Source organism: Streptomyces sp. NPDC104381 (assembly GCF_055583745.1).
The window spans coordinates 126,212-152,565 of record NZ_JBVJNK010000002.1 but is presented as its reverse complement, the minus strand read 5'-3'; the positions used below and the strand labels follow the sequence as shown (position 1 = coordinate 152,565).

The 26,354-nt window shown below is 71.7% G+C and carries 20 protein-coding genes; 14 read left to right on the top strand and 6 right to left on the bottom strand.

The genetic code is table 11. The annotated features are described in order from the left end of the window. Positions 1–34 precede the first annotated feature (34 nt). The 6 genes from ACZ607_RS05715 to ACZ607_RS05690 form a co-directional block, all read right to left on the bottom strand. Positions 35–1,111, bottom strand: coding sequence for a hypothetical protein (locus ACZ607_RS05715; RefSeq protein ID WP_469732094.1), 1,077 nt, complete (start codon positions 1,109–1,111; stop codon positions 35–37). A 247-nt stretch (positions 1,112–1,358) separates the two neighbouring features. Then, on the bottom strand, positions 1,359–2,207 hold the full coding sequence (gene fdhD, locus ACZ607_RS05710; RefSeq protein ID WP_469732092.1) for a formate dehydrogenase accessory sulfurtransferase FdhD: 849 nt from the start codon (positions 2,205–2,207) through the stop codon (positions 1,359–1,361). 5 nt (positions 2,208–2,212) lie between these two features. Beyond that, the gene (locus tag ACZ607_RS05705; RefSeq protein ID WP_360360999.1) at positions 2,213–3,073 is read right to left on the bottom strand and encodes a 2Fe-2S iron-sulfur cluster-binding protein; all 861 of its coding nucleotides are present in this window, start codon (positions 3,071–3,073) and stop codon (positions 2,213–2,215) included. After that, the gene (locus tag ACZ607_RS05700) at positions 3,070–4,998 is read right to left on the bottom strand and encodes an NAD(P)H-dependent oxidoreductase subunit E (RefSeq protein ID WP_469732090.1); all 1,929 of its coding nucleotides are present in this window, start codon (positions 4,996–4,998) and stop codon (positions 3,070–3,072) included. The genes ACZ607_RS05705 and ACZ607_RS05700 overlap by 4 nt, the downstream gene beginning before the upstream one ends. Next, on the bottom strand, positions 4,989–6,944 hold the full coding sequence (locus ACZ607_RS05695; RefSeq protein WP_469732088.1) for a molybdopterin oxidoreductase family protein: 1,956 nt from the start codon (positions 6,942–6,944) through the stop codon (positions 4,989–4,991). The genes ACZ607_RS05700 and ACZ607_RS05695 overlap by 10 nt, the downstream gene beginning before the upstream one ends. After that, positions 6,941–7,990, bottom strand: a complete 1,050-nt coding sequence (locus ACZ607_RS05690) for a 2-dehydropantoate 2-reductase (RefSeq protein ID WP_469733398.1) — start codon at positions 7,988–7,990, stop codon at positions 6,941–6,943. Before ACZ607_RS05690 ends, ACZ607_RS05695 begins: the two co-directional genes overlap by 4 nt. 225 nt (positions 7,991–8,215) lie before the next feature. Between ACZ607_RS05690 and ACZ607_RS05685 the strand changes: the two genes are divergently transcribed. The 14 genes from ACZ607_RS05685 (at position 8,216) to ACZ607_RS05620 (ending at position 26,353) form a co-directional block, all read left to right on the top strand. Beyond that, positions 8,216–9,166 (top strand): beta-ketoacyl-ACP synthase III, encoded by a 951-nt coding sequence (locus ACZ607_RS05685; RefSeq protein ID WP_469732086.1) that lies wholly within the window; start codon positions 8,216–8,218, stop codon positions 9,164–9,166. 95 nt (positions 9,167–9,261) lie between these two features. Beyond that, on the top strand, positions 9,262–9,939 hold the full coding sequence (locus tag ACZ607_RS05680; protein ID WP_099175306.1) for a GntR family transcriptional regulator: 678 nt from the start codon (positions 9,262–9,264) through the stop codon (positions 9,937–9,939). Between the two features lie 242 nt (positions 9,940–10,181). Beyond that, positions 10,182–11,363 (top strand): ROK family transcriptional regulator, encoded by a 1,182-nt coding sequence (locus ACZ607_RS05675; RefSeq protein WP_469732084.1) that lies wholly within the window; start codon positions 10,182–10,184, stop codon positions 11,361–11,363. 299 nt (positions 11,364–11,662) lie between these two features. Next, positions 11,663–13,186: a sugar ABC transporter ATP-binding protein gene (locus ACZ607_RS05670; RefSeq protein WP_469732082.1), complete on the top strand. Its 1,524-nt coding sequence runs from the start codon at positions 11,663–11,665 to the stop codon at positions 13,184–13,186. After that, complete coding sequence (locus ACZ607_RS05665; RefSeq protein WP_469732081.1) at positions 13,183–14,235, top strand: ABC transporter permease; 1,053 nt, start codon at positions 13,183–13,185, stop codon at positions 14,233–14,235. The genes ACZ607_RS05670 and ACZ607_RS05665 overlap by 4 nt, the downstream gene beginning before the upstream one ends. Positions 14,236–14,313: 78 nt before the next feature. Further along, positions 14,314–15,351, top strand: coding sequence for a substrate-binding domain-containing protein (locus ACZ607_RS05660; protein WP_469732080.1), 1,038 nt, complete (start codon positions 14,314–14,316; stop codon positions 15,349–15,351). A 47-nt stretch (positions 15,352–15,398) separates the two neighbouring features. Next, positions 15,399–16,619: a Gfo/Idh/MocA family protein gene (locus tag ACZ607_RS05655; RefSeq protein ID WP_469732078.1), complete on the top strand. Its 1,221-nt coding sequence runs from the start codon at positions 15,399–15,401 to the stop codon at positions 16,617–16,619. Between the two features lie 12 nt (positions 16,620–16,631). Next, entirely contained in the window at positions 16,632–17,636 is a 1,005-nt protein-coding gene (locus tag ACZ607_RS05650; protein WP_469732077.1) for a sugar phosphate isomerase/epimerase family protein, read from the top strand. Positions 17,637–17,922: 286 nt separating this feature from the next. Beyond that, positions 17,923–21,630, top strand: a complete 3,708-nt coding sequence (locus ACZ607_RS05645) for a ThuA domain-containing protein (RefSeq protein WP_469732075.1) — start codon at positions 17,923–17,925, stop codon at positions 21,628–21,630. Positions 21,631–21,725: 95 nt separating this feature from the next. After that, the gene (locus tag ACZ607_RS05640) at positions 21,726–22,844 is read left to right on the top strand and encodes an inositol-3-phosphate synthase (RefSeq protein ID WP_469732073.1); all 1,119 of its coding nucleotides are present in this window, start codon (positions 21,726–21,728) and stop codon (positions 22,842–22,844) included. After that, on the top strand, positions 22,841–24,019 hold the full coding sequence (locus ACZ607_RS05635) for an SCO3242 family prenyltransferase (protein WP_469732071.1): 1,179 nt from the start codon (positions 22,841–22,843) through the stop codon (positions 24,017–24,019). Before ACZ607_RS05640 ends, ACZ607_RS05635 begins: the two co-directional genes overlap by 4 nt. Beyond that, entirely contained in the window at positions 24,016–24,879 is an 864-nt protein-coding gene (locus ACZ607_RS05630; RefSeq protein ID WP_469732069.1) for a sugar phosphate isomerase/epimerase family protein, read from the top strand. Before ACZ607_RS05635 ends, ACZ607_RS05630 begins: the two co-directional genes overlap by 4 nt. Continuing rightward, entirely contained in the window at positions 24,873–25,508 is a 636-nt protein-coding gene (locus ACZ607_RS05625; RefSeq protein ID WP_469732065.1) for an EboA domain-containing protein, read from the top strand. Before ACZ607_RS05630 ends, ACZ607_RS05625 begins: the two co-directional genes overlap by 7 nt. Continuing rightward, the gene (locus ACZ607_RS05620; RefSeq protein ID WP_469732064.1) at positions 25,505–26,353 is read left to right on the top strand and encodes a TatD family hydrolase; all 849 of its coding nucleotides are present in this window, start codon (positions 25,505–25,507) and stop codon (positions 26,351–26,353) included. Before ACZ607_RS05625 ends, ACZ607_RS05620 begins: the two co-directional genes overlap by 4 nt. Position 26,354 lies beyond the last annotated feature (1 nt).

Genomic DNA, 26,354 nt, shown 5'->3' with positions numbered 1-26,354 from the left:
GTCGCGGCGCCACCGGCAGGGCCGGCGTGACGCCCTAGGCCGCCGGCTGATCCGCCGCGGGGACGACCACGAGACGCAGGTTCTCCTCGTCGCTGTGACCGCTGATCGCGAACAGCCGCGTCCCGTCCGGCGCCCATGCGAGGCCACGGGGCCGCAGGTACCCGGCGTCGAACCCGGTCGCAGGGGCGAGGGACACCGTGCGGTACGGGGAGTCGGCCCCCGCCCGGTACAGGTACACGTCCGGGTCGGGCTCGATGCTGTTCACCCCCGCCGCGATGTCGCCGCGCGAGGAGATCGCGACGGCGTTGGGGTACGACGTGCTCGGGTACGTGCGGTCCTCGGCCAGATCCGGCAGCCGGAACGAGGAATGGTGGTAGGGCGCCCCCGAAGCGGTCAGCAGCGTCTTCCCGTCCGGCGTGATGGCCAGGTCGCTGAAGTTGGAACTGCCGCCGGGGTCGCGCACCGCCGTGCGGAGCACCGGGTTCGTGCCGGAGACGTCGTACACGGAGAGGCTGCCCGGAGAGGTGTTCTGGTCCCCGGCGACGAGCGTTCCCGGTGCCGCGGGGGAGGTCGCCAGGAGCGGCGCACCGCTGAAGTCACCCTCCGGGATGAGCCCCAGACGCACCTTCGGGGCGGAGGCGCCGACGGTGAGCGAGCCGATGCTCGCCTCCCACTGCTCTCCGTAACCGAAGAACAGCGTCCGGCCGCTCAGCGCCGCGTGGAACGGTGCGGTGCCGGCACCGGTGGAGTGACGGGCCCGCTGCCGGGCGGTACCGGTGTCGATGACACTGATGGCGTCGTCGAGGGCGAGCGGCGCGTACAGCGTGCGGGAGTCGGCGGACAGCTCGAGGTCGCACACTCCCGGCAGGTTCCGGATCGTGCGGACGAGACGGCCCTGGTAGTCGGCCACCAGGACACTGCCCGTGGTGTAGTCGGAGATGAACACCCGCTCGTGGAGGGCGTCCACCGCGAGATCGCAGTGGTACGCGATGGGCAGGGCGGTGCCTTCGTCCGCCGGTGCTGCCTGTGTCGCGGGTGCGGCGCCGAGCGATAACCCCAGGAGTGCCGAGAGCGTCAGCAGCAGGCGGGCGCGGGGGAGTCGTCTTCGCATCGGTGTCCCTTCGGGAACGGGCAGGATCACCGGTCAGGCGCCTGTCCGTGTCACGGTTCATGGTCGCCTGGGTGTACCCCCGCCCCGTCCCGGTACTCTCCGGGACTCCCGACCATCACAAGGGATATCGACTGTTCCGCTTGGTGCCCGATACGGCACGGGTCCCCGCCCACGAGAGGGCCCGGCCGGCGCAGGGGGCGCTCCCCGTCGGCCGGACCCCTGCCCCGTGCAGCGGGCGGGGCGCGGTTCAGCCCCGGCCCACCGTCGCCTCCAGGGCGATGCGGTGGTCACCCGCGTACACGTTCATGGACGCGCCCCGCAGGAAGCCGACGAGGGTCAGTCCGCTCTCGGCCGCCAGGTCCACGGCCAGCGACGACGGCGCCGAGACCGCGGCCAGCATCGGGATCCCCGCCATCACCGCCTTCTGCGCCAGTTCGAAGGAGGCGCGCCCCGACACCAGCAGGATCGCCTGCGAGAGCGGCAGACGGTCGTCGGTGAGGGCGCGGCCCACGAGCTTGTCGACCGCGTTGTGCCGGCCGACGTCCTCCCGGATGTCGAGCAGCTCGCCCTCCGGGGAGAACAGCGCCGCGGCGTGCAGGCCCCCGGTCCGGTCGAACACCCGCTGCGCCTCGCGCAGCCGGTCGGGGAGGGCGGAGAGCAGGGCGGGCGTCACCCGGACCGGGGGAGTGTCGGCGACGGGATGGCGGGTCGTGGTGCGTACGGCGTCGAGGCTCGCCTTGCCGCACAGTCCGCAGGACGAGGTGGTGTACACGTTGCGTTCGAGGGTGATGTCGGGGACCACCACACCCGGGGCGAGCTTCACGTCCACCACGTTGTACGTGTTCACCCCGTCGGCCGTCGCCCCGGCGCAGTACACGATCGACTGCACCTCGGAGCCCTCGCCGACCACGCCCTCGCTCACCAGGAACCCCGCCGCCAGCGCGAAGTCGTCGCCCGGCGTCCGCATCGTGATGGCGAGCGGCCTGCCGTTGAGCCGGATCTCCAGCGGCTCCTCGGCGACGAGGGTGTCGGGGCGGGTCGTGACCGCCCCGTCCCTGATGCGGATGGTGCGGCGACGCTCGGTGACCCGTCCCATAGCCGTCAATCCCGATTCTGTACGTGTTGGAAGCCGAAACGGCCCTTGATACAGAGGTTGCCATGGGTCACCGGGTTGTCGTGCGGCGAGGTGACCTTGACGATCTCGTTCTCCTGCACATGGAGGGTCACGTTGCAGCCCACGCCGCAGTACGCGCAGACCGTCGTCGTCCGCGTCTGGGCCGCCTCGTCCCAGGTGCCCGCAGCCCGCATGCCGAACTCCGTGCTGAACGAGAGCGCGCCGGTCGGGCACACCTCGATGCAGTTCCCGCAGAAGACACAGGCCGAGTCGGGGAGCGCGGCATCGTGCTCGGTGGAGATACGGGCGTCGAAACCGCGCCCCGCCACGGCGATGGCGAAGGTGTTCTGCCACTGCTCCCCGCAGGCGTCGACGCACTTGTAGCAGAGGATGCACTTGTCGTAGTCGCGGACGTACAGCTCGTTGTCGATCTTCGGCTGTTCGTTCATCCGGGCGGCGTCCGCGCCGAAGCGGCCGGGCTTCGCCTCGTACTCCTTGATCCATTCCTCGGCCCGGGGCGTCGTCGACAGATCCGTCGACGAGGCCAGCAGCTCCAGCACCACCTTCCGGCTGTGCCGGGCCCGCTCCGTGTCCGTACGGACCGTCATGCCCGGCTCGGCGCGCCGGGAGCAGGCCGGGGCCAGTGTGCGGGAGCCCTCGACCTCGACCACACACACCCGGCAGGCGTTCTTCGGGGTGAGCGTGTCCCCCTGGCAGAGCGTCGGGATGTCCTTGCCCGCAGCCCTGCACGCGTCCAGGATCGTCGATCCCTCCGGCACCCGGGTCTCCTCGCCGTCCAGGGTGAACGGGACGAGACGGCGCGGCGGCTGTAGCGGAACAGCGGTCACTTGTAGACCCCCAGACGGTCGATCGCGGACTCCACGGCGTTCCACGCGGTCTGGCCGAGACCGCAGATCGAGGCGTCCCGCATGGCCTGCCCCACCTCTCTCATGAGTGCGATGTCCTCGGCCGCCCCGGCGCCCGTACGGTCCACGATCCGGTGCAGGGCCTCCTCCTGGCGGACCGTGCCCACCCGGCAGGGCACGCACTGCCCGCACGACTCGTCGCGGAAGAACTCGGCGATGCGCAGCAGCACGCGAGGCAGCTCCACCGAATCGTCCAGCACCAGGACCACCCCCGAACCGAGCGTCGTCCCCGCGGCGCGGGTGCCCTCGAAGGTGAGCGGGACGTCCAGTTCGTCGGGGCGCACGAAGCCGCCGGCGGCCCCGCCGAGCAGTACGGCCCGCAGCCGCTCGGGCGGGCCCGCCAGGTCGAGCAGCTCCCGGAGGCTCGCGCCGAAGGGGAGCTCGTAGATCCCGGGGCGGGCCACCTGCCCGGAGACGCAGAACAGCTTGGTGCCGGTGGACGTCTCCGTGCCGGTCGCGGCGTACGCGGCGGCCCCGCGCTCCAGGATCGGCAGCACGTTGACGAGGGTCTCCACGTTGTTGACCGCCGTCGGCTTGCCGAAGAGGCCCTTCTCCACCGGGAACGGCGGTTTGGAGCGGGGCTCGCCGCGCTGCCCCTCGATCGAGTTGAAGATCGCGGTCTCCTCGCCGCAGATGTAGGCGCCCGCGCCGCGCCGGATCTCGATGTCGAAGGCGTACCCCTGGCCGAGGACGTCGGGGCCGAGCAGTCCACGGGTGCGCGCGCTCGTCAGTGCGTGGGCGAGGCGTTCGTACGCGCGGGGGTACTCGCCACGCAGATAGAGGTAGCCCTGGTGGGCGCCGACGGCGTACCCGGCGATCGTCATGGCCTCGACCAGGGCGTACGGGTCGCCCTCCATCAGCACCCGGTCCTTGAACGTGCCGGGCTCGCTCTCGTCCGCGTTGCACACGAGGTAGTGCGGGCCGTCGGCCTGCTGGGCGGTGGCCTGCCACTTGCGGCCCGTCGGGAACGCGGCGCCGCCCCGGCCGACGAGCCCGGCGTCCAGCACCTCGCGGATCACGCCCGCCGGGCCGAGCGTGAAGGCGCGGCGCAGGGCGGTGTAGCCGCCGGTGGAGCGGTAGTCGTCCAGGGACGCGGGGTCGACGGTGCCGATGCGTCCGAGGAGGACGAGGGCGGGGTCGCCGGCCTGGGGGACGGCTGCGGTGGGCGGGGGTTCGGCCGGGGCGGATTCGGGGGTGCGGGTGGCTGTGACGAGGCTGGGCGCGGTGGCGGGGGCGATCACGGCGGAATGGCGGGTGGTGGTGGCGGGCTCCGCCCGGGCCCCGAGGGCTCCGCCCCCGGACCCCCGCTCCTCGAACGCCGGAGGGGCTGTATCTGCCGGATCAGCCCCAGCCCGCAGCAGCAGGGCTGCCGGGGCCCGTTCGCACAGGCCCAGGCAGGGGCTCTCCTGCCAGACCGTGCCCTCGGCCGAGGTGCCCGCCGGGCCCAGGCGCTCGGTCAGGTCCGCACAGACCGCCGCCGAGCCACGGGCCGCGCAGGCCAGGTCCGTGCAGACGTGGAGCACCTTCGCCGGGCGGGGGCGCACCGAGAACATGGCGTAGAAGGTGGCCACTCCGTACGCCTCCGCCGGGGCCACCGTCAGCCGTCGGCAGATGTAGTCCAGGGCGCCCTCGCTGATCCAGCCCACGCGGTCGTTCACCGCGTGCAGTGCGGGCAGCAGCTGGTCGCGCCGGTCCCTGGCCGCCGCCGCGCCGCCCCTCGCCCACCGCAGATCCTCGTCCGAACGCTCGGCGGCACCCTCCCAGCCGGACGGCGGGGGACCCAACAGGGCGTCCACCGCCTCTCGTTCGGCATCGGACGGGGCCGCGTCGGTGTACTTCAGGTCCATGCCGGCACCAGCTTCTCTATCCGTACGGCGGAGGCCTTGAACTCGGCGGTGCCGGCGATCGGGCAGTTCGCCTCGATGGTCAGCTGGTTGGTGTCGACCTCGTCCGGGAAGTGCATCGTCATGAAGGCGAGGCCCGGCCTGAGCCCCGGGTCGATCCAGACCGGGGCGGTGACGCTGCCCCGGCGGGACGAGACCCGTACCTCCTCGCCGACCGTCACGCCGTAGGACTCCGCGTCCTCCGGGCAGAGCTCGATGTACTCGCCCCTGCGTAACGGTGATGCGTAACTCCCGCTCTGGACGCCGGTGTTGTACGAGTCCAGGCGTCGTCCCGTCGTGAGCCGCAGCGGATAGGACTCGTCGGTGAGGTCGACCGGCGGATCGTGCTGCACCAGGCCGAAGGGGGCAGCCGGGCCGCGCCGCACCGGATCGGTCTCCCAGAGCCTCGCGTGCAGGAAGCTGGAGGGCAGCTTCTCCGTGTCGGGGCAGGGCCATTGCAGCCCCTGGTGCTCCGCGAGCCGTTCGTACGTCATCCCGAAGTGGTCCGGGGAGAGGGAGCGCAGTTCGTTCCAGACGGCCTCGGCGTCCTCGAACTTCCAGTCGTGGCCGAGCCGTTCCGCCATCGCGCAGATGATGTCGATGTCCTCCCGGGCCTCGCCGGGCGGCACGAGCGCGGCCCGGACCCGCTGGACGCGCCGTTCGCTGTTGGTCGTCGTGCCGTCGGTCTCGGCCCAGGCGGCGGTGGCCGGCAGGACGACATCGGCCAACTGGGCGGTCCTGGTGAGGAAGATGTCCTGCACCACCAGATGGTCGAGTGCCTCCAGCCGTCGTACGGCCTGGTCGCTGTCGGCCTCCGACTGCGCCGGGTTCTCCCCGATGCAGTACACCGCCCGCAGTTCGCCGGTCTCCATGGCCTCGAACATCTGGGTGAGGGTCTTGCCGTGGCGGGGCTGGATGACGGTGTCCCAGGACCGCTCGAACTTCTGCCGGACCGGCGGGTCGAGGATGTCCTGGAAGCCGGGCAGCTTGTTGGGGATGGCGCCCATGTCGCCACCGCCCTGCACGTTGTTCTGCCCGCGCAGCGGCTGGACCCCGGAGCCGTACCGCCCGACATGGCCGGTGAGCAGGCAGAGGTTGATCAGCGCGCGGACGTTGTCGGTGCCGTTGTGGTGCTCGGTGATGCCCAGGGTCCAGCAGAGCTGGGCGCGTTCGGCCGTGGCATAGGCGTGGGCGAGGCCGCGGATCGCCTCCGCGGGGACTCCGGTCACCTTCTCGGCGGCCGTCAGGGTCCAGGGTTCGACGAGTGCCGCGTACTCCTCGTACCCGGTGGTCGCGCGGTCCACGAAAGCCCGGTTGACCAGCCCCGCGTGGATGATCTCGCGGCCGATGGCGTGGGCGAGCGGGATGTCCGTGCCGACGTTGAGGCCGAGCCAGCTCTCCGCCCACTCCGCGGTCGAGGTGCGGCGCGGGTCGACCGCGTGCATCCGGGCGCCGTTGCGGATGCCCTTGAGTACGTGGTGGAAGAAGATCGGGTGCGCGAAACGGGCGTTGGAGCCCCACATCACGATGAGGTCGGTGTGCTCCACCTCCTCGTACGACGATGTGCCGCCGCCGGAGCCGAAGGCGGCCGAGAGGCCCGCGACGCTCGGGGCGTGACAGGTGCGGTTGCAGGAGTCGACGTTGTTGGTGCCCATCACGACCCGGGTGAACTTCTGCGCCACGTAGTTCATCTCGTTGGTGGCCCGGGCGCAGGAGAGCATCGCGAAGGCGTCGGGACCGTACGCCTCCCTGGTCCGCCGGAACCCGGCGGCGGCCCGGGCGAGCGCCTCGTCCCAGCTCGCCCGGCGCAGTGCGCCGTCCTCCCCGCGTACGAGGGGGTGGGTGAGGCGTTCGTACGTCTTCTGCTGCCGGCCCCTGCGGGTCCTGCCGCCCGTGCGTTCGGTCTTCATACTGCGCTCCCTGCCGGTGCTGGTGCCGGGGACGTGGTGGCGAGGAGATCCGCGAGCGCGTGCACGGCGCGCAGCGTCGGTACGGGCGTCCCGGCCAGTCCGGCCAGCTCGACGACGGCCGCGAGCAGCACGTCGAGTTCGAGGGGTTTGCCCTTCTCCAGGTCCTGGAGGGTGGATGTCCTGTGGTCGCCGACGCGCTCCGCGCCCGCGATGCGCCGCTCCACGGAGATCTCGGGGCGGCAGCCGACGGCCGCCGCCACGTCGAGGGTCTCGCGCATCATCGACTCCACGAGTGCGCGGGTCTCCGGATGGCGGCAGATCTGGCCCATGGTGGCGCGGGCCAGCGCGCTGATCGGGTTGAAGGAGATGTTGCCGAGCAGTTTGATCCAGATGTCGTTGCGCAGGTCGGACTCCACGGGGCACTTGAGTCCGCCCGCGACCATGGCCTCACTGAAGTCCAGACAGCGCCGGGACACCGTGCGGTCCGGCTCGCCGATGGCGAACCGGGTGCCCTCCAGGTGGCGTACGACGCCGGGTGCCTCGATCTCGGTGGCGGCGTAGACGACGCATCCGATGGCGCGTTCGGGTGGCAGCGTGGCGCTCACCGCGCCCGCCGGGTCGACGCTGTCGAGACGGCGGCCGGTGTAGGGGCCGGGCAGGCCGTGGAAGTACCACCAGGGGATGCCGTTCTGGGCGGCGATCACCGCGGTGCCGCTGTGCATCAGCGGATGGACCAGCGGTCCCGACGCCGCGTACGAGTGGGCCTTGAGGCCGAGGAACACGTAGTCGACGGGCCCGACGTCCGACGGGTCGTCGGTGGCGGCGGGCCGTGCGGTGAAGTCACCGCGCGGGCTGAGCACGCGCACACCGTCGCGGCGCATGGCCGCCAGATGCGGGCCCCGGGCGATGAGATGGACGTCGGCGCCCGCGCGGTGGAGCGCGGCCCCGACATAGGCGCCGATGGCTCCGGCGCCGACAACTGCGACTTTCACGGGGCTCTCCGTTCGGTGAGAGGACCGAGCGAGGGTGTCAAGTCGACAGAATATTGTCTACAGTATGCCTTCGGAGAGGGTCAATACTCGTGACAGCGTGTGCCTCGTCCGTCCGCGTTTCCGGCGGGGGACGCCGGAGTGTCGGCGAGAGTTCCCGGGGAGCTGTTCGAGACGCTCCAACCTCGGGCCCGTATTCCTGTGGGATCAGGTGCCCCTGTACCGGTCGGTAGCAACCAAGACTGGTTAGTTCCTGCCAAACGTAGCGAGGGGAACCCGTACATGACCGGCTCACGTGTCGTGGCGCTCGGCCACCATCAGCCCGCCAAGGTCCTCACCAACGACGACCTGGCGGCCATGGTCGACACCAGCGACGAGTGGATCACCAGTCGGGTCGGCATCAGGACCCGGCACGTGGGCGGCCCGGACGAACCCGTGGACGAGCTGGCGGCGCACGCCGCGGCCAAGGCCCTCGCCTCGGCCGGACTCCAGCCCGCGGACATCGACATGGTCCTCGTCGCCACGTCCACGGCCATCGACCGCTCGCCGAGCATGTCCGCCCGGGTCGCCGCCCGCCTGGGCATGGGCTCGCCGGCCGTGATGGACATCAACGTCGTCTGCTCCGGGTTCACCCACGCGCTGGCCACCGCCGACCACGCGATCCGGGCGGGAGCCGCCACCCGCGCCCTCGTCATCGGCGCCGACAAGATGGGCGACATCGTCGACTGGACGGACCGCTCCACCTGCGTCCTGATGGGCGACGGCGCCGGGGCCGCCGTGGTCACCGCCGACCCCGACGGGGGCGACAGGCCCGGGATCGGCCCTGTCCTGTGGGGCTCGGTGCCGGAGATGGGCAACGCCGTACGGATCGAGGGAACGCCCCCGCGGTTCGCGCAGGAGGGGCAGTCCGTCTACCGCTGGGCCACCACACAGCTGCCGCCGATCGCCCGCACGGTCTGCGAACGGGCCGGGGTCACGCCCGAGGAACTGGCCGCGGTGGTACTGCATCAGGCCAACCTGAGGATCATCGAACCCGTCGCCCGCAAGATCGGCGCGGTCAACGCCGTCATCGCCCGGGACGTGGTGGACTCGGGCAACACCTCGGCCGCGTCGATCCCGATGGCCCTGTCCAAACTGGTGGAGCGCGGCGAGGTCGAGAGCGGTCAGCCGGTCCTGCTCTTCGGCTTCGGCGGCAATCTTTCGTACGCGGGCCAGGTGATCCGCTGCCCATGAGGGGCACCCGATAGCCTCCGAGCCCCCCGCCGTGGCATTGTGCTCGGTAGACTGTAGACGATAAGCAATGCCCGGGCGCTCGGAGGGGGACCGCGATGTTGTCCGCAGGACTGCCGCAAGGAACGGTGCCGAAGCTGGAGCGGCCGGGGCCGTTGCGCGAGCGTGTCTACGAGGCGCTCCTGGAGCTGATCACCACGCGCGCCCTCAGCCCCGGCCAGCATCTCGTCGAGAGCGAACTCGCCGGGCACCTGGGGGTGTCGCGGCAGCCGGTGCGTGAGGCGCTCCAGCGGCTGAACACCGAGGGGTGGGTCGATCTCCGCCCCGCGCAGGGCGCGTTCGTCCACGAGCCCACCGAGGAGGAGGCCGACCAGCTGCTCTCGGTGCGCACCCTGCTGGAGGCCGAGGCCGCCCGGCTGGCCGCCGCGCACTCCGGGCGGCCGGGCATCGAGGCCCTGGAGGAGCTCTGCTCCAAGGGGGAACGGGCCGTCGCCGCCGACGACGTGGACCTCGCCGTCGCCACGAACGCCGCGTTCCACGCCAAGGTCATGGAACTGGCGGGCAACGTCGTCCTGTCCGAACTCGCCGGCCAGGTCGACCGCCGGGTCCGGTGGTACTACACGCCCGTGGCCCGTCAGCGCGGCACCCAGTCCTGGATCGAGCACCGGGAGCTGATCGCCGCGATCGCCTCCAGGGACGAACAGCGCGCGACCGAGATCATGCGGGCGCACACCGAGCACACGCGCCAGACGTACCACCGGCGCGAGCAGGGCTGATCGACGGCACACCGGAGGCCGGGGCGGAGCGCCCCGGCCTCTTTCGCGTGCCCTCGGCGCGGAGCGCCGGCCGCTCGCCGGCTCCGGGACCCGCCGCCCCGGGGGCACATCTTTGTCCTGAGTGTGGAGAAAGTTGGGGCCGATTCATGCGCAACTTCTTCCCACTCGGGTAAACCGCTGCTACGTTCCCCTCGAAAGCCCGACGGACTGGCCGATGTGGCGGGGAGGGACGCGTGAGACGTATGACGGCACGACCCGCGAACACGCACCAGGCGCGACTGCTCCGGCTGCTGCGTGACGGAGGGCCCAACTCCCGCGCACAGCTGGGCGATCAGGTCGACCTCTCGCGTTCCAAGCTGGCCGTCGAGGTGGACCGGCTCCTGGAGACCGGGCTCGTCGTCGCCGACGGGCTCGCCGCCTCCCGGGGCGGACGCCGCTCCCACAACATCCGGCTCGCGCCCGGACTGCGCTTCCTCGGCGTCGACATCGGCGCCACCTCCATCGATGTGGCCGTCACCAACGCCGAGTTGGAGGTCCTCGGCCACCTCAACCACCCGATGGACGTACGGGAGGGGCCCGTCGCCGTCTTCGACCAGGTGCTGACGATGGCGGCCAAGCTCCGTGCCTCCGGGCTCGCCGAGGGCTTCGACGGCGCCGGCATCGGCGTACCGGGGCCCGTCCGTTTCCCCGAGGGGGTACCGGTCGCTCCGCCGATCATGCCCGGATGGGACGGCTTCCCGGTCCGCGAGGCGCTCAGCCAGGAACTGGGCTGCCCCGTCATGGTGGACAACGACGTGAACCTGATGGCGCTGGGGGAGCAGCACGCGGGCGTCGCCCGTTCCGTGGGCGACTTCCTCTGCGTCAAGATCGGTACGGGCATCGGCTGCGGCATCGTGGTGGGCGGAGAGGTCTACCGCGGCACGACGGGCAGCGCCGGCGACATCGGCCACATTCAGGTGGAACCCGACGGGCGCGCCTGCGCCTGCGGCAACAAGGGCTGCCTGGAGGCCCACTTCAGCGGCGCGGCCCTCGCCCGCGACGCCGAGGACGCCGCCCGCGGCGGCCGGTCCCCGGAGCTGGCATCCCGCCTGGAAGCGGCCGGAACGCTCTCGGCCGTCGACGTGGCCGCCGCCGCGGCGGCCGGAGACCCCACGGCGCTGGACCTGATCCGCGAGGGCGGGAACCGGGTCGGCCAGGTCATCGCCGGGCTCGTCAGCTTCTTCAACCCGGGCCTCGTCGTGATCGGCGGCGGGGTGACCGGGCTCGGCCACAATCTGCTGGCCAGCGTCCGTACCCAGGTCTACCGGCAGTCCCTGCCGCTGGCCACGGGCAATCTCCCCATCGTCCTCGGTGAGCTGGGGCCCGTCGCCGGAGTGACCGGCGCGGCCAGGCTCATCAGCGACCACCTGTTCTCGCCGGCCTGATGCACGGGCCGGCGTGCCGTTCGGCACGTGTTCCTCCGTCACCCGAGTAAGCAGCCTGTCCCGAGCTCCACCCGCAGGACCGCACAGCACGAGCACACAGCACGAGCGCACAGCACCGTACGAGCCGCAGCACCGCACGAGCACACAGCAGTACCGCACCGCACGAACACCGCTGTACCACCCAGCAGTTCCGTCAGCAGTACGGCACCGCCGGCACTGCGCCCTGCCCGCTCACCGGCCTTCCCCGGTCTCTCGGCACGCCCGAGCAGGGGAGAACCCACTCGCCGAGGGGATTCGTCATGGCACCAGAACCACCCCTGCTCACGATGTCCGGCATCACCAAGTCGTTCCCCGGTGTACGCGCCCTCGACGGCGTGGACCTGGAGGTCCTGGCCGGTGAAGTCCACTGCCTCCTCGGCCAGAACGGCGCGGGCAAGTCCACCCTCATCAAGGTGCTGGCCGGGGCCCACCAGCCCGACGACGGCGCCATCACCTGGCGTGGCGAGCCCGTACAGCTGTCCTCGCCGATCGCCGCGATGCGGCTGGGGATCGCCACCATCTACCAGGAACTCGACCTGGTCGAGGGCCTGTCGGTCGCGGAGAACGTCTTCCTCGGGCACGAACCCACCAGTGCGGGATTCGTCGTCAGGACCCGGGAGGCCCGTACGACGGCCGCCGCGCTCCTGAAGCGTCTCGGCCACCCCGAGATCGACCCGGGCCGCCTGGTCGGCGACCTGTCCGCCGCCCACCAGCAGATCGTCTCCATGGCACGGGCGCTCTCCCACGACGTACGCCTCATCGTGATGGACGAGCCGTCAGCGGCGCTGGACCCCGACGAGGTCGACAACCTCTTCCGCATCGTCGACGGGCTCACCGCCGACGGGGTGGCCGTCGTCTACATCTCGCACCGGCTGGAGGAGATCCGCCGCATCGGCGACCGGGTGACGGTGCTCAAGGACGGCAGGGCCGTCGCCGTCGGGCTTCCCGCCCACTCCACCCCGACGAACGACATCGTTGCCATGATGACCGGACGCAACGTCGAGTTCGTCTTCCCGGAGCGCCCCGCCCCCGGCGCGCGAGCCACGGCCGAACCCGTGCTGAAGGTCGAAGGCCTCTGCCGCAAGGGGGAGTTCGAGCCCGTCGACCTGGAACTCATGCCCGGGGAGATCGTCGGCCTCGCCGGTCTCGTCGGCTCCGGGCGCTCCGAGATCCTGGAGACCGTCTACGGGGCCCGCAAGCCGACCGCCGGCCGCGTCCTCGTCGACGGCACACCGCTGCGCGCCGGAAGCGTCCGCGCCGCCGTGGCCGCGGGAATCGGCCTCGCGCCCGAGGAACGCAAGGCGCAGGCCCTGCTGTTGACGGAATCCGTCACCCGCAACGTCTCGATCTCCTCCCTGTCCCGCTTCGCCCGGGGCGGCTGGCTCGACCGGAGCGCCGAGCGCACCGCGGCCAGGACCGCGACCCGGGAGCTCTCCCTGCGGCCCGACCTTCCGGACGCCGCCGTCCGCACGCTCTCCGGCGGCAACCAGCAGAAGGCGGTCCTGGCCCGCTGGCTGCTGCGCGGCTGCCGGATCCTGCTGCTCGACGAACCGACCCGCGGCGTGGACGTCGGCGCCCGCGCCGAGCTGTACGCCGTGATCCGCCGGCTGGCCGACGAAGGCCTCGCCGTTCTGCTCGTCTCCAGCGAAGTGCCCGAAGTGCTGGGCCTCGCCGACCGGGTGCTGGTGCTCCGGGAGGGCCGTGTCGTGCACACGGCCGATGCCAGGGAGCTCGACGAGCACCGTGTCCTCGACCTCGTCATGGAAGGGAGCCCGACGTCATGACACAGCCCGCGCCGTCGGCGCAGCACCAGGGGCCCGGGAAGGGGACCGCGACCGGCCCCGTGGCCGAGCCGCCCTCGAAGCAGGGCGGGGGCGCGCGCGCACTCGGCCTGCGCGCCGATGTCCGCAACCTCTCGCTGCTCGGCGTACTCGCCGTCCTGGCGGTCGTCGGCGGCATCACCGAGCCCGACGCGTTCCTGGACACCGGGAACCTCCAGCTGATCCTGACCCAGTCCTCCGTCATCGGGGTCGTCACCGTCGGCATGACCCTGGTCATCATCGGCGGCGGCATCGACCTCTCGGTCGGCGCGATGGTCGCCCTCGCGTCCGTCTGGGCCACCACGCTCGCCACCCAGGACTTCGGCTTCGCCGGCATCCTCTTCACCGCGGTGATCGTCGGCCTCGCCGCCGGGCTCGTCAACGGGGTCCTCATCGCCTACGGGCGGATGGTGCCCTTCATCGCGACGCTCGCCATGCTCGCGTCGGCCCGTGGTCTCGCCCTGTTGATCACCGACGGCAAGACGCAGATCGTCACCGTCCAGTCCGTCCTGGACCTGGGCCTGCCCGACTCGTACGTCCTGGGCATCCCGCCGCTGGTCCTGGGCTTCGCCGGCGTCACCGTCATCGGCTGGCTCATCCTGAACCGCACCACGTTCGGACGCCGTACGGTCGCCATCGGAGGCAACGCGGAGGCGGCCAGGCTCGCCGGCATCGACGTACGCCGCCAGCGGCTCTACCTCTATCTGCTGTCCGGGGTGTGCTGCGGCATCGCCGCCTTCATGCTGATCATCCTGTCCGGCTCCGGGCAGAACACCAACGGCAATCTGTACGAACTCGACGCCATCGCGGCCGCGATCATCGGCGGCACGCTGCTGAGCGGGGGCCGCGGCACGATCGTGGGATCCGTGCTCGGGGTCCTCGTCTTCACGACGATCACCAACATCTTCGCCCTGAACAACCTGCAGAGCGACGTCCAGCAGATCGCCAAGGGCGCCATCATCGTCGCCGCCGTCCTCGTCCAGCACCGCACCCTGCGCGGCGGCGAGACCTGAGTCCTCCCCGCCTGACAGAGCACTGATCACCCACCCGCTGTTCCGTACGCATCGCACCGGATGAAGGGTTTGACAGCCATGCCAGAAACCAGCCGCAGAGGACTGCTCTTCGGCACCGCGGCCGTCTCCGCGGGAGCCTTCCTCACCGCCTGCACCAGCAACGAGCCCAAGGAGAAGGCCGCCGCGCAGAGCAATCAGCCGGCCGCCGACGACAAGCCCGGCAAGCCCGTCACCATCGGCTTCGCCGGACCCCAGGCCGACCACGGATGGCTCAACGCCATCAACGTCCAGGCCAAGGCGCGGGCGGAGAAGTACTCCGAGGTGACCCTGGAGATCACCGAGGGGTCCAACGACACCGCCGCACAGATCGGCCAGGTCAAGACCCTCATCAACAAGAAGGTCGACGTCCTCGTCGTCCTCCCCGCCGACGGCAAGGCGCTCACCCAGGTCGGCCTGGAAGCCATGAGGGCCGGCATCCCCGTCGTCAACCTGGACCGCATCTTCGCCTCCCCGCAGGCCTACCGCTGCTGGGTCGGCGGCGACAACTACGGCATGGGCCTCAACGCCGGGCACTACATCGGCGAACAGCTCAAGGACAAGGCGAACGCCAAGGTCGTCGAGCTCGCCGGCATCGACAACCTGGAACTCACCAAGCAGCGCAGCCAGGGCTTCGCCGACGCGCTGAAGAACTACTCCAACATCAAGCTGGTGGCCCGTCAGGCCGCCGACTTCACCGTGGAGTCCGGGCAGGCCAAGATGGCGCAGCTCCTCCAGGCGCAGAAGCAGTTCGACGCGCTGTGGAACCACGACGACGACCAGGGCGTCGGCGCGCTGCGGGCCATCCAGCAGGCCGGCCGCGACGAGTTCCTCATGGTCGGCGGGGCGGGCGCGAAGTCCGCGATGGACGCCATCAAGGCCGACAACAGCGTCCTGAAGGCCACCGTGCTCTACCCGCCCACGATGGCCGCGTCCGCGATCGACCTGGCGCGCGCACTCGGCCAGAGCAAGGGCATCGCGGGCCTCTCCGAGATGGAGATCCCGACCTCGCTGACCCTGTACTCGGCCGTGGTCACCAAGGAGAACATCGACCAGTACCTGCCGACGGGCTTCAGCTGATCCCGCACCGCCGCCGCCACCGAACCACCGACGAGGAGGAAGCCCACATGGCCCGCAGGGAAGAAACGGAGCAGGAGACCGAGGTGTCGCCGCCGACGGCGACGCTCGGTGTCGGCATGGTCGGATACGCGTTCATGGGCGCCGCCCACTCCCAGGGGTGGCGTACCGCGGGACACGTCTTCGACCTGCCGGTGCGACCCGCTCTCGCCGCGATCTGCGGACGCGACCGTGCGGCCGTCGAGGCCGCCGCCGCCCGGCACGGCTGGGCCGCCGCGGAGACCGACTGGCGCGCCCTGATCGCCCGGGACGACGTGCAGCTGGTCGACATCTGCACGCCCGGCGACAGCCACGCCGAGATCGCCATCGCCGCGCTGGAGGCGGGCAAGCACGTCCTCTGCGAGAAACCGCTCGCCAACACGGTCGCGGAGGCGGAGGCCATGGCGGAGGCCGCGGAGCGGGCGGCGGCCCGCGGCCAGGTGGCCATCGTGGGCTTCAACTACCGCAAGGTGCCCGCCCTCACCTACGCCCGCAGGATGATCGAGGACGGGAGGCTGGGAGCCCTGCGGCACGTGCGGGCCACCTACCTCCAGGACTGGCTCGTCGACCCCGAGTCACCGCTCACCTGGCGGCTGGACCGCGACCGTGCCGGATCCGGCGCACTGGGGGACCTCGGGGCACACATCGTGGACCTCGCCCAGTACCTGGCCGGGGAGCCACTGGTCGGGGTGTCGGCGGTGAGCGAGACCTTCGTACGGGAGAGGCCCGTGCTCGCCGGTGCCGCCGCAGGGCTCACGGGCGCCGCCGACGGGACCGCGCGGGGGGCGGTCACCGTCGACGACGCGACCCTGTTCACCGGGCGGCTGGCATCGGGAGCGCTGGCCTCCTTCGAGGCGACCAGGATGGCCGCCGGGCGCAAGAACGCGCTGCGCCTGGAGATCAACGGGGAGCTCGGGTCGATCGCCTTCGACCTGGAACGGCTCAACGAGCTCTCCTTCCACGACCACACCGAACCCGCCACCAGCGCCGGCTTCCGCCGGATCCTGGTCACCGAACCCCAGCACCCCTACCTGGAGGCGTGGTGGCCGCCGGGCCACGGTCTGGGCTACGAGCACACCTTCGTCCACCAGGCCCATGACGTGGTGCGCACCATCACCGAGGGGCGCGCCCCCGTGCCGTCGTTCGCCGACGGCCTCCAGGTGCAGCGGGTGCTCGCCGCGGTCGAGGAGAGCGCAGCCAAGAACTCCGTACACACCCCGGTTCCCTTCTAGGAGGTTCCGCGCATGCCCCGTCCCTTCACTCTCTTCACCGGCCAGTGGGCCGACCTGCCGTTGGAGGAGGTCTGCCGGCTGGCCCGGGACTTCGGTTACGACGGACTCGAACTCGCCTGCTGGGGTGACCACTTCGAGGTCGACAAAGCGCTGTCGGACCCCGGATACCTCGACGGGCGGCGGCAGCTGCTCGACAAGTACGGCCTGAAGTGCTGGGCCATCTCCAACCACCTGGTGGGCCAGGGGGTCTGCGACCACCCGATCGACGAACGCCACCAGGGCATCCTGCCCGGCCGGATCTGGGGTGACGGGGAGCCGGAAGGGGTCCGGCAGCGGGCCGCCGAGGAGATCAAGAACACCGCCCGGGCGGCGGCGGCCTTCGGAGTCGACACCGTCATCGGCTTCACCGGGTCCTCCATCTGGCACCTGGTCGCCATGTTCCCGCCGGTTCCGCCGCACATGATCGAACGTGGCTACGAGGACTTCGCCGAGCGGTGGAACCCGATCCTGGACGTCTTCGACGCCGAGGGCGTGCGCTTCGCCCACGAGGTGCACCCGAGCGAGATCGCGTACGACTACTGGACCACGCACCGCGCCCTGGAGGCCGTGGGCCACCGGCCCGCATTCGGGCTGAACTTCGACCCGAGCCACTTCGTGTGGCAGGACCTCGACCCGGTCGGCTTCCTCTACGACTTCCGGGACCGGATCTACCACGTGGACTGCAAGGAGGCCCGTAAACGCCTCGACGGCCGCAACGGGCGCCTCGGCTCCCACCTGCCGTGGGGCGATCCCCGGCGCGGCTGGGACTTCGTCTCCGCGGGGCACGGCGACGTGCCCTGGGAGGACGTCTTCCGGATGCTGCGGTCCATCGGCTACGAGGGCCCGGTCTCCGTGGAGTGGGAGGACGCGGGCATGGACCGGCTGACGGGAGCGCCGGAGGCGCTGGCCTCGCTGAAGCGGTTCGACTTCGACCCGCCGAGCGCGTCGTTCGACGCGGCCTTCGGCGGCGGCGACTAGAACCCAACAGTTACTAGGAACCCCCGTGCCTCGCCTGCGAGTTGGGGCGCGGGGTGATTCCGCCTGCCCGGACACGCCTTTGTCCTGCCCGGGGTAAAAGTTCAACGCAGTACCTGCGCAAGGGCTTTCCGTACCGGACGAACACAGCTACGGTCCCTCACGTGTACACGACATGACTCGCGTCACCGGAGCCCCGCAAGGCGGCTCCGGAGGCGAGCGCGGCAGTCCCCGCGCGGAACGGCAGAACGCACCCGCCCGTACAACCGGCACACTCCGGAGGACGCACGTGCACAGAAGCAGCAGACGGCTCCGCGCCCGAAAATCACTCGCCCTCTTCACCGGCGGACTGCTCGCCGCCGCCACCCTCACCCTGGGCTCCTCGCCCGCCGCGACCGCCGACGCCCCGAAGGCGGCCGTCGCGCAGGACGCGGCGGAGGACTTCCAGCAGGTCACCCTCGCCAAGGGCGCGGCCGAGACCGGCGAACCCATCTCGCTGGCGGTGCTCCCCGACCGCAGCGTGCTGCACACCTCGCGCAGCGGCGAGCTGCGGATCACGGACAGCGCGGGCAACACCCGCGTCTCCGGCACCATCCCCGTCTACTCGCACGACGAGGAAGGCCTCCAGGGCGTCGGGATCGACCCGGACTTCGCGGAGAACCGCGCGATCTACCTCTACTACGCGCCCCCGCTGGACACCCCCGAGGGCGACGCCCCGGAGAACGGTACCGCCGCCGACTTCGCGAAGTTCGACGGGGTGAACCGGCTCTCCCGCTTCGTCCTCAACGAGGACGGCACCCTCGACAACGCCAGCGAGAAGAAGGTCCTCGACATCCCGACCACCCGTGGCATGTGCTGCCACGTGGGCGGTGACATCGACTTCGACGCGCAGGGCAACCTCTACCTCTCGACGGGCGACGACTCCAACCCGTTCGCGTCCGACGGCTTCTCCCCGCTGGACGACCGACCGGACCGCAACCCGGCCTTCGACGCCCGCCGCACCGCCGGCAACACCAACGACCTCCGTGGCAAGATCCTCCGCATCAAGGTCGGCGACGACGGCTCGTACACGGTCCCCGACGGCAACCTCTTCGCTCCGGGCACGGACAAGACCCGCCCCGAGATCTACGCGATGGGCTTCCGCAACCCGTTCCGCTTCAGCGTGGACCAGGCCACCGGCATCCTCTACGTCGGTGACTACGGCCCCGACGCCGGCGCCGCCGACCCGAACCGCGGGCCGTCCGGGCAGGTCGAGTTCGCCCGGGTGACGAAGCCCGGCAACTTCGGCTGGCCCTTCTGCACCGGCGACAACGACCCCTACCGGGACTACGACTTCGCGACGCAGACGTCCGGCCCCGCCTTCGACTGCGCGGCCCCGAAGAACGACTCGGCGCACAACACCGGCCTCGTCGACCTGCCGCCCGCCGAGGCCGCCTGGATCCCGTACGACGGCGCGTCCGTGCCCGAGTTCGGCACCGGCTCCGAGTCCCCGATGGGCGGACCCGTCTACCACTACGACGCGGACCTCGACTCGCCGGTGAAGTTCCCCGAGGAGTACGACGGTGACTTCTTCGCCGGGGAGTTCGGCCGGCAGTGGATCAAGCGCATCGAGCAGGACGCCGACGGCGCCGTCCAGTCCATCAACGACATCCCGTGGACCGGGACCCAGGTGATGGACATGGCCTTCGGGCCCGACGGAGCGCTGTACGTCCTGGACTACGGCCTCTCCTGGTTCGGCGGTGACGAGCACTCGGCGCTGTACCGCATCGAGAACGCCACCGGCGGCCGCTCACCCATCGCCGAGGCCTCCTCGGACAAGACCTCCGGTGTGGCACCGCTCAAGGTGAAGTTCTCCTCGGCCGGCACCACCGACGGGGACGGCGACGCCCTCACGTACGCCTGGGACTTCGGTGACGGCGGCACGTCCACCGCGGCCAACCCCACGTACACGTACAAGAAGAACGGCACCTACACCGCCACCGTGACCGCCGAGGACCCCACGGGCCGTACCGGTTCGGCGAGCGTGCACGTGACCGTGGGCAACACCGCGCCCGTCGTCGACATGCAGTTCCCGTCCGACGGCCAGCTCTTCGAGTTCGGCGACGAGGTGCCCTTCAAGGTGACCGTCACCGACCCGGAGGACGGCACCATCGACTGCTCCAAGGTCGAGGTCAAGTTCACCCTGGGCCATGACAGCCACGGCCACGACATCACCACCGAGCACGGCTGCGAAGGCACCATCAAGACCGCGATGGAGGGCGGCCACGACCCCAACGCCAACATCTACGGCGGGATCTCGGCCGCGTACACCGACGGCGGGGGCGGCGGACAGGCCGCGCTGACCGGTCGTGACCAGGCGAAGCTCCAGCCGCGCCACCGCCAGGCCGAGCACTTCACCAACTCCTCCGGTATCACCACCCCGAGCAAGAGCAGCGCCCACGGCGGCCGGACCGTCGGTGACATCGACAACGGCGACTGGATCTCCTTCACCCCGTACATCCTCGACGGCTCCACCAAGCTCACCGCCCGCACCTCATCGGCCGGCGCGGGAGGCTTCCTCGAAGTACGGACCGGATCGCCCACCGGCAAGATCCTGGGCTCCGCGCCCATCCCGGTGACCGGCAGCTGGGACACCTTCCAGGACGTCGACGTGCCGCTGCGCGGCGCACCGAAGAAGGCCACGGAACTCTTCCTGGTCTTCAAGGGCGGAACCGGAGCACTGTACGACGTGGACGACTTCGAACTCTCCGACAGCCCGGTCGACCGCACCGCGAAGCGGGTCCTCGTCTTCTCCAAGACGGGCGGCTTCCGGCACGACTCGATCCCCGAGGGCACAGCCGCACTGAAGGAACTGGGCAAGGACTCCAACATCACGGTCGACTCCACCGAGGAGGCCGGACAGTTCACCACCAGCAACCTGGCGCGCTACGACGCGGTCGTCTTCCTGTCGACCACCGGTGACGTCCTGAACGCCGACCAGAAGAAGGCGTTCGAGAACTTCGTGTCCACCGGCGGCGGCTACATGGGCGTCCACGCCGCGGCCGACACCGAGTACGACTGGAAGTTCTACGGCGGCCTCGTCGGGGCCTACTTCGACTCGCACCCGCAGATCCAGCCCGCGACCGTCCGCGTGGAGAACCACGACCACCCGGCGACCGCACACCTGGACGAGGCCTGGGACCGTACCGACGAGTGGTACAACTACCGCACCAACCCCCGGGACAAGGCCCAGGTCCTCGCCACACTCGACGAGACCACCTACACCGGCGGCACCATGAAGGGCGACCACCCGATCGCCTGGTGCCAGGCGTACCAGGGCGGCCGCTCCTTCTACACCGGGCTCGGCCACACCAAGGAGTCCTACGCCGAACCCGCCTTCCGGCAGCACCTGCTGGGCGGTCTGCGCTACGCGGCGGGACAGGTGAAGGCCAACTGCAAGCCGGACACCGGCTACCGGTCGATCTTCAACGGGAAGACCCTCGAAGGGTGGAAGCAGGCCGGCCCCGGCAAGTTCACGGTGGCCGACGGCGAGCTGCGCTCCGAGGGCGGCATGGGCCTGCTGACCTACCAGGCCAAGGAGCTGAAGTCCTACTCGCTGAAGCTCGACTGGAAGATGGCGGGCGACGACAACTCCGGTGTCTTCGTCGGCTTCCCGGAGTCGGACGACCCGTGGTCCGCGGTGAACAACGGCTACGAGGTGCAGATCGACGCCACCGACGCGGCGGACCGCACCACCGGCGCCGTCTACACCTTCAAGTCCGCGAACATCAAGGCCCGTGACCGGGTCCTGCGGCCGCCCGGCCAGTGGAACAGCTACGAGATCAAGGTCCAGGGCGAGCGGCTCCAGGTCTTCCTCAACGGGGTGAAGATCAACGACTTCACCAACACCGACCCGGCCCGCAGCCTCAAGAACGGCTACATCGGCCTCCAGAACCACGGAGCCGACGACCAGGTGTCCTTCCGCGACATCCAGCTGAAGGAGCTGCCCTCCACGTAGGGCGGCGACTCCTGCGCCGGTGGTGGGCGGGGGAAGCGTTCCTCTTCCCCCGCCCACCGTCCACCACCCCTCTTCCGCCCCCAGGGAGGCAGCCCGTGACCGCACACGCCGTTCGTACCGGAGTCTGGTTCATCGGAGCACGCGGCTCCGTCGCCACCACCGCCACCACCGGGTGCGCGGCCATCGCGGCAGGGCTCCACCCGCCGACCGGCATGGTCACCGAGACACCACCCTTCGCCGAGAGCGGACTGCCCCCGCTGACCACGCTCGTCTTCGGCGGCCACGACACCCTCGACTGCCCCCTGCCCAAGCGGGCCGAGGCCCTCGCCGCCGGGGGAGTGCTCCCGCACGGACTGCCCTCCGCCGTCGAGGCCGAACTCACCGCGGCCGACGCGGAGATACGGCCCGGAGGCCCCCTGCCGGGCGACACGCGCAGCGACGAGGAGCTCATCACCGCCTTCGCCGCCGACATCCAGGACTTCACGCGCCGCCACGGGCTGGCCCGCACCGTCGTCATCAACGTCGCCTCGACCGAGCCCGCACCCGGCGACGACGACTCCCGGCTGCCCGCCAGCTCCCTCTACGCGGCAGCCGCCCTGCGCGCCGGCTGCCCGTACGCCAACTTCACCCCGTCCACCGGGCTGCGCAGCCCGCACCTCCGGGACGCCGTCGACTCCAGCGGACTTCCCCACGCCGGACGCGACGGCAAGACGGGCCAGACGCTGCTCCGCTCCGTGCTCGCACCGATGTTCGTCCAGCGCGCACTGCCGGTGCGGGCGTGGTCGGGCACCAACCTGCTGGGCGGCGGGGACGGGGCGGCGCTGGCCGACCCGGCCGCCGCGGCCGCCAAGAACGCCGGCAAGGAACGCGTACTCGCCGACACGCTCGGGTCCGCCCCGGAGGGCGAGGTCCACATCGACGACGTACCGGCGATGGGGGACTGGAAGACGGCGTGGGACCACATCGCCTTCGACGGGTTCCTCGGCTCGCGGATGATCCTCCAGACGATCTGGCAGGGCTGCGACTCCGCCCTCGCCGCACCGCTGGTCCTGGACCTGGCCCGGCTGCTGGCGCGCTCCCACGAGGCGGGCCTGACCGGGCCCCGCCCCGAACTGGGCTTCTACTTCAAGGACCCGGACGGCGGACCGGCCGCGCTGCCCGAGCAGTACGCCGAGCTGCTGGCCTTCGCCGAGCGCCTGCGGGCCGCCCGGTGAGGCCGCTGCGGCTGCTCGCGGCGGTGGCCGGCTCCCCCCGGCTGCTCGGTGCCCGCCCTGCGGCACCCCCGTACAGCCTGTCCGGCGCGGGCGGGACTGCGCCCGCGCCGGACAGGCCCTCCACCCGCGCACGCCTGCGGGCCTGGGCGGAGCTGCTGCGCGTCTCGGCGCTCTTCACCGTGCCCGGGGACGCCCTCGCCGGGGCGGCCGCGGTGGGCCGGCGCCCCGGCCGGGGCACGGCACTCGCGGTCGGCGCCTCGCTCTGCCTGTACGAGGCGGGGATGGCGCTCAACGACTGGGCCGACCGGGAGGAGGACGCCGTCGACCGCCCGCACCGGCCCATCCCCTCGGGGCGTGTCGCGCCCGGGGCGGCCCTGGCCGCTGCGAGTGTCCTGACGGCCGCCGGCCTCGCCCTGGCGGCCCGCGCCGGCCGCCCCGCCCTGGCGGTCGCGTCCGGCCTGGCGGCCACCGTCTGGGCCTACGACCTGCGGCTCAAGCACACGGCGCTGGGGCCGGCGGCGATGGCGTCGGCCCGCACCCTGGACCTGCTGCTCGGCGCGACGGCGACGGCCGGTGCGAAGGCGGCCCTCGGGGCGTCCACGACCCCCGCCACCACCGCGACCCCCGCCACCACCGCGGCTCCCGGCGCGACCGCGGCGGTGGCAACGATGTCGGGCAGGGCCTCCGCGGGAGGCGCGACCGCCCCCGCAGCCCGGCCCGCCCCCGGCCGCACCCCCGCCGCCGCGCTCCCCGCAGCCCTCCTGCTCGGCGCCCACACCTACGCCGTCACCTCCGTCTCCCGCCACGAGGCGCAGGGCGGCTCCACCGGCGCACCCCTGGCCGCGCTGGCCGGAGTCGCCGGACTCGGGGCAGCCGTCCTGCGCGGCCCGGCGACACCGGGCGGACCACCACCGAGCCCCCCGACCCCCGCCGGACGGCTCCTGCTCCCCGCCCTCGCCGCCGCCTACCTCCGCACCTGTGCCGTCCCCCTCCTGCACGCCGCCCTCAACCCCTCCCCGCCCCTCACCCAACGCGCCGTCGGCGGCGGCATCCGGGCGATGATCCCGCTGCAGGCCGCCCTCGCGGCCCGCGCCGGGGCACCCCTCGGCGGGCTGGCGGTCATGGGGCTCGTCCCCCTCGCCCGCGCGCTCTCCAGGAAGGTGAGCCCCACGTGACCCTCCGCCTCGGCTACGGCACCAACGGACTGACCGACCTCCGGCTCGACGACGCCCTCGGCCTCCTCGCCGACCTCGGCTACGACGGCGTCGGCCTGACCCTCGACCACATGCACCTCGACCCGCTGGCGCCGGACCTCGCCGGGCGCACCCGCCAGGTCGCCCGCAGGCTCGCCGGCCTCGGCCTCGGCGTGACCGTCGAGACCGGCGCGCGCTACGTCCTCGACCCCCGGCGCAAACACGGTCCGTCCCTCCTCGACCCCGACCCGGAAGGCCGCGCGGCCCGCACCGACCTGCTCGTCCGCGCCGTCGAGGTGGCCGCCGGACTCGGCGCCCACGCCGTGCACTGCTTCAGCGGCATCACCCCGCCGGACACCACCACGGACACCGCATGGCAGCGGCTCACCGAGGCACTCGCCCCCGTACTGGACGCCGCCGACCGCGCGGGCATACCGCTGGCCATCGAACCGGAACCCGGCCACCTCCTCGCCACGCTCGCCGACTTCCACCACCTCCGCACCCTCCTCGGCGACCCGGCCCCGCTCGGGCTCACCCTCGACATCGGCCACTGCCAGTGCCTGGAACCCGCCTCACCCGTCGACTGCGTGAAGGAAGCCGCCCCCTGGCTTCGCCACGTCCAGATCGAGGACATGCGGCGCGGCGTCCACGAACACCTGCCGTTCGGCGACGGCGAGATCGACTTCCCACCGGTGCTCGAAGCGCTCGCCGCCACCGGCTACGCCGGCCTCACCGTCGTCGAACTGCCCCGGCACTCCCACGCGGGCCCCGAACTCGCCCGGCGGTCCATCGACTTCCTGCGCCGGGCCACCGGTACGACGGACGGAGGAGCGCCGTGCTGAGCAGCCGCGACGAACTCGACGAACGGCTCCCCGGGGCGGCCAGAGCCTGGCTCGACGAAGCGCTCGCCGAGGCCGCGCACGCCGGGGAGCACCCCGGCACGGACAGCGGCAACCCGCCCTGGGAGCTGCGGTTCGCGTCGGCGGGTCGGCACTGCGGACCGGAGAACGCCGACTCCGTACGCGCGCTGCTGCTCGTCGAGGCCCGCGCGGCGCTGCCCGCCGTCACCCGGCTCTACGAGCAGGGCACCGCGGCCGAACGCCGCGCCGTCCTCCTCACCCTGCACCGGCTCGACCTCGGTGCCACCGCCCTCCCGCTCGTGGAGGACGCCCTGCGCACCAACGACACCCGGCTGGTCGCCGCAGCCGTGGGCCCGTACGGTGCGGCCCACCTCGACGCGCACGGCTGGCGGCACGCCGTCCTCAAGTGCCTCTTCACCGAGGTGCCCGTCGAGGCCCTCGACCGGCTCGGCGAGCGGGCCCGGGGCGACGCCGAACTCGCCCGCATGCTGGGCGACTTCGCAGCCGAACGCACCGCGGCGGGGCGGACCGTCCCCGCCGGGCTGCGGACCGTCCTCGACCTCACGGCCCCGGCACCCCCCACCCCCACACCGACGGAGGAAACCTCATGAGGATCTTCGACCCCCACATCCACATGACCTCCCGCACCACGGACGACTACCAGGCGATGTACGACGCGGGGGTCCGCGCCCTGGTCGAACCCTCCTTCTGGCTCGGCCAGCCCCGCACCTCGCCCGCCAGCTTCTTCGACTACTTCGACGCCCTCCTCGGCTGGGAACCCTTCCGCGCCTCCCAGTACGGCATCGCCCACCACTGCACGCTCGCGCTCAACCCCAAGGAGGCGAACGACCCCCGCTGCACCCCCGTCCTGGACGCCCTGCCCCGCTACCTCGTCAAGGACTCCGTCGTCGCCGTCGGCGAGATCGGCTACGACTCGATGACCCCCGCCGAGGACACCGCCCTCAGCACCCAGCTCCAGCTCGCCGCCGACCACGGACTCCCCGCGCTCGTCCACACCCCGCACCGCGACAAGCTGGCCGGCCTGCACCGCACCATCGACGTCGTCCGCGAATCGGCCCTCGCCCCGGAGATGGTCCTGCTCGACCACCTCAACGAGACGACCGTGAAGGACGCCCTCGACAGCGGCTGCTGGGCCGGATTCTCCATCTACCCCGACACCAAGATGGACGAGGACCGCATGATCACGGTCCTGCGGAACCACGGCACCGACAGGATCCTCGTCAACTCGGCCGCCGACTGGGGCAAGAGCGACCCGCTCAAGACCCGCAAGGTCGCCGACACCATGATCGAGGCGGGCTTCGACGAGGACGAGGTCGACAAGGTCCTCTGGCGCAACCCCGTCGCCTTCTACGGGCAGAGCGGCCGCCTCCAGCTCGACCTCGCCGCCCCCGGCCCGCTCCACGAGGGCAACTCCATCCTCCGCGGCGGGGAGTGAG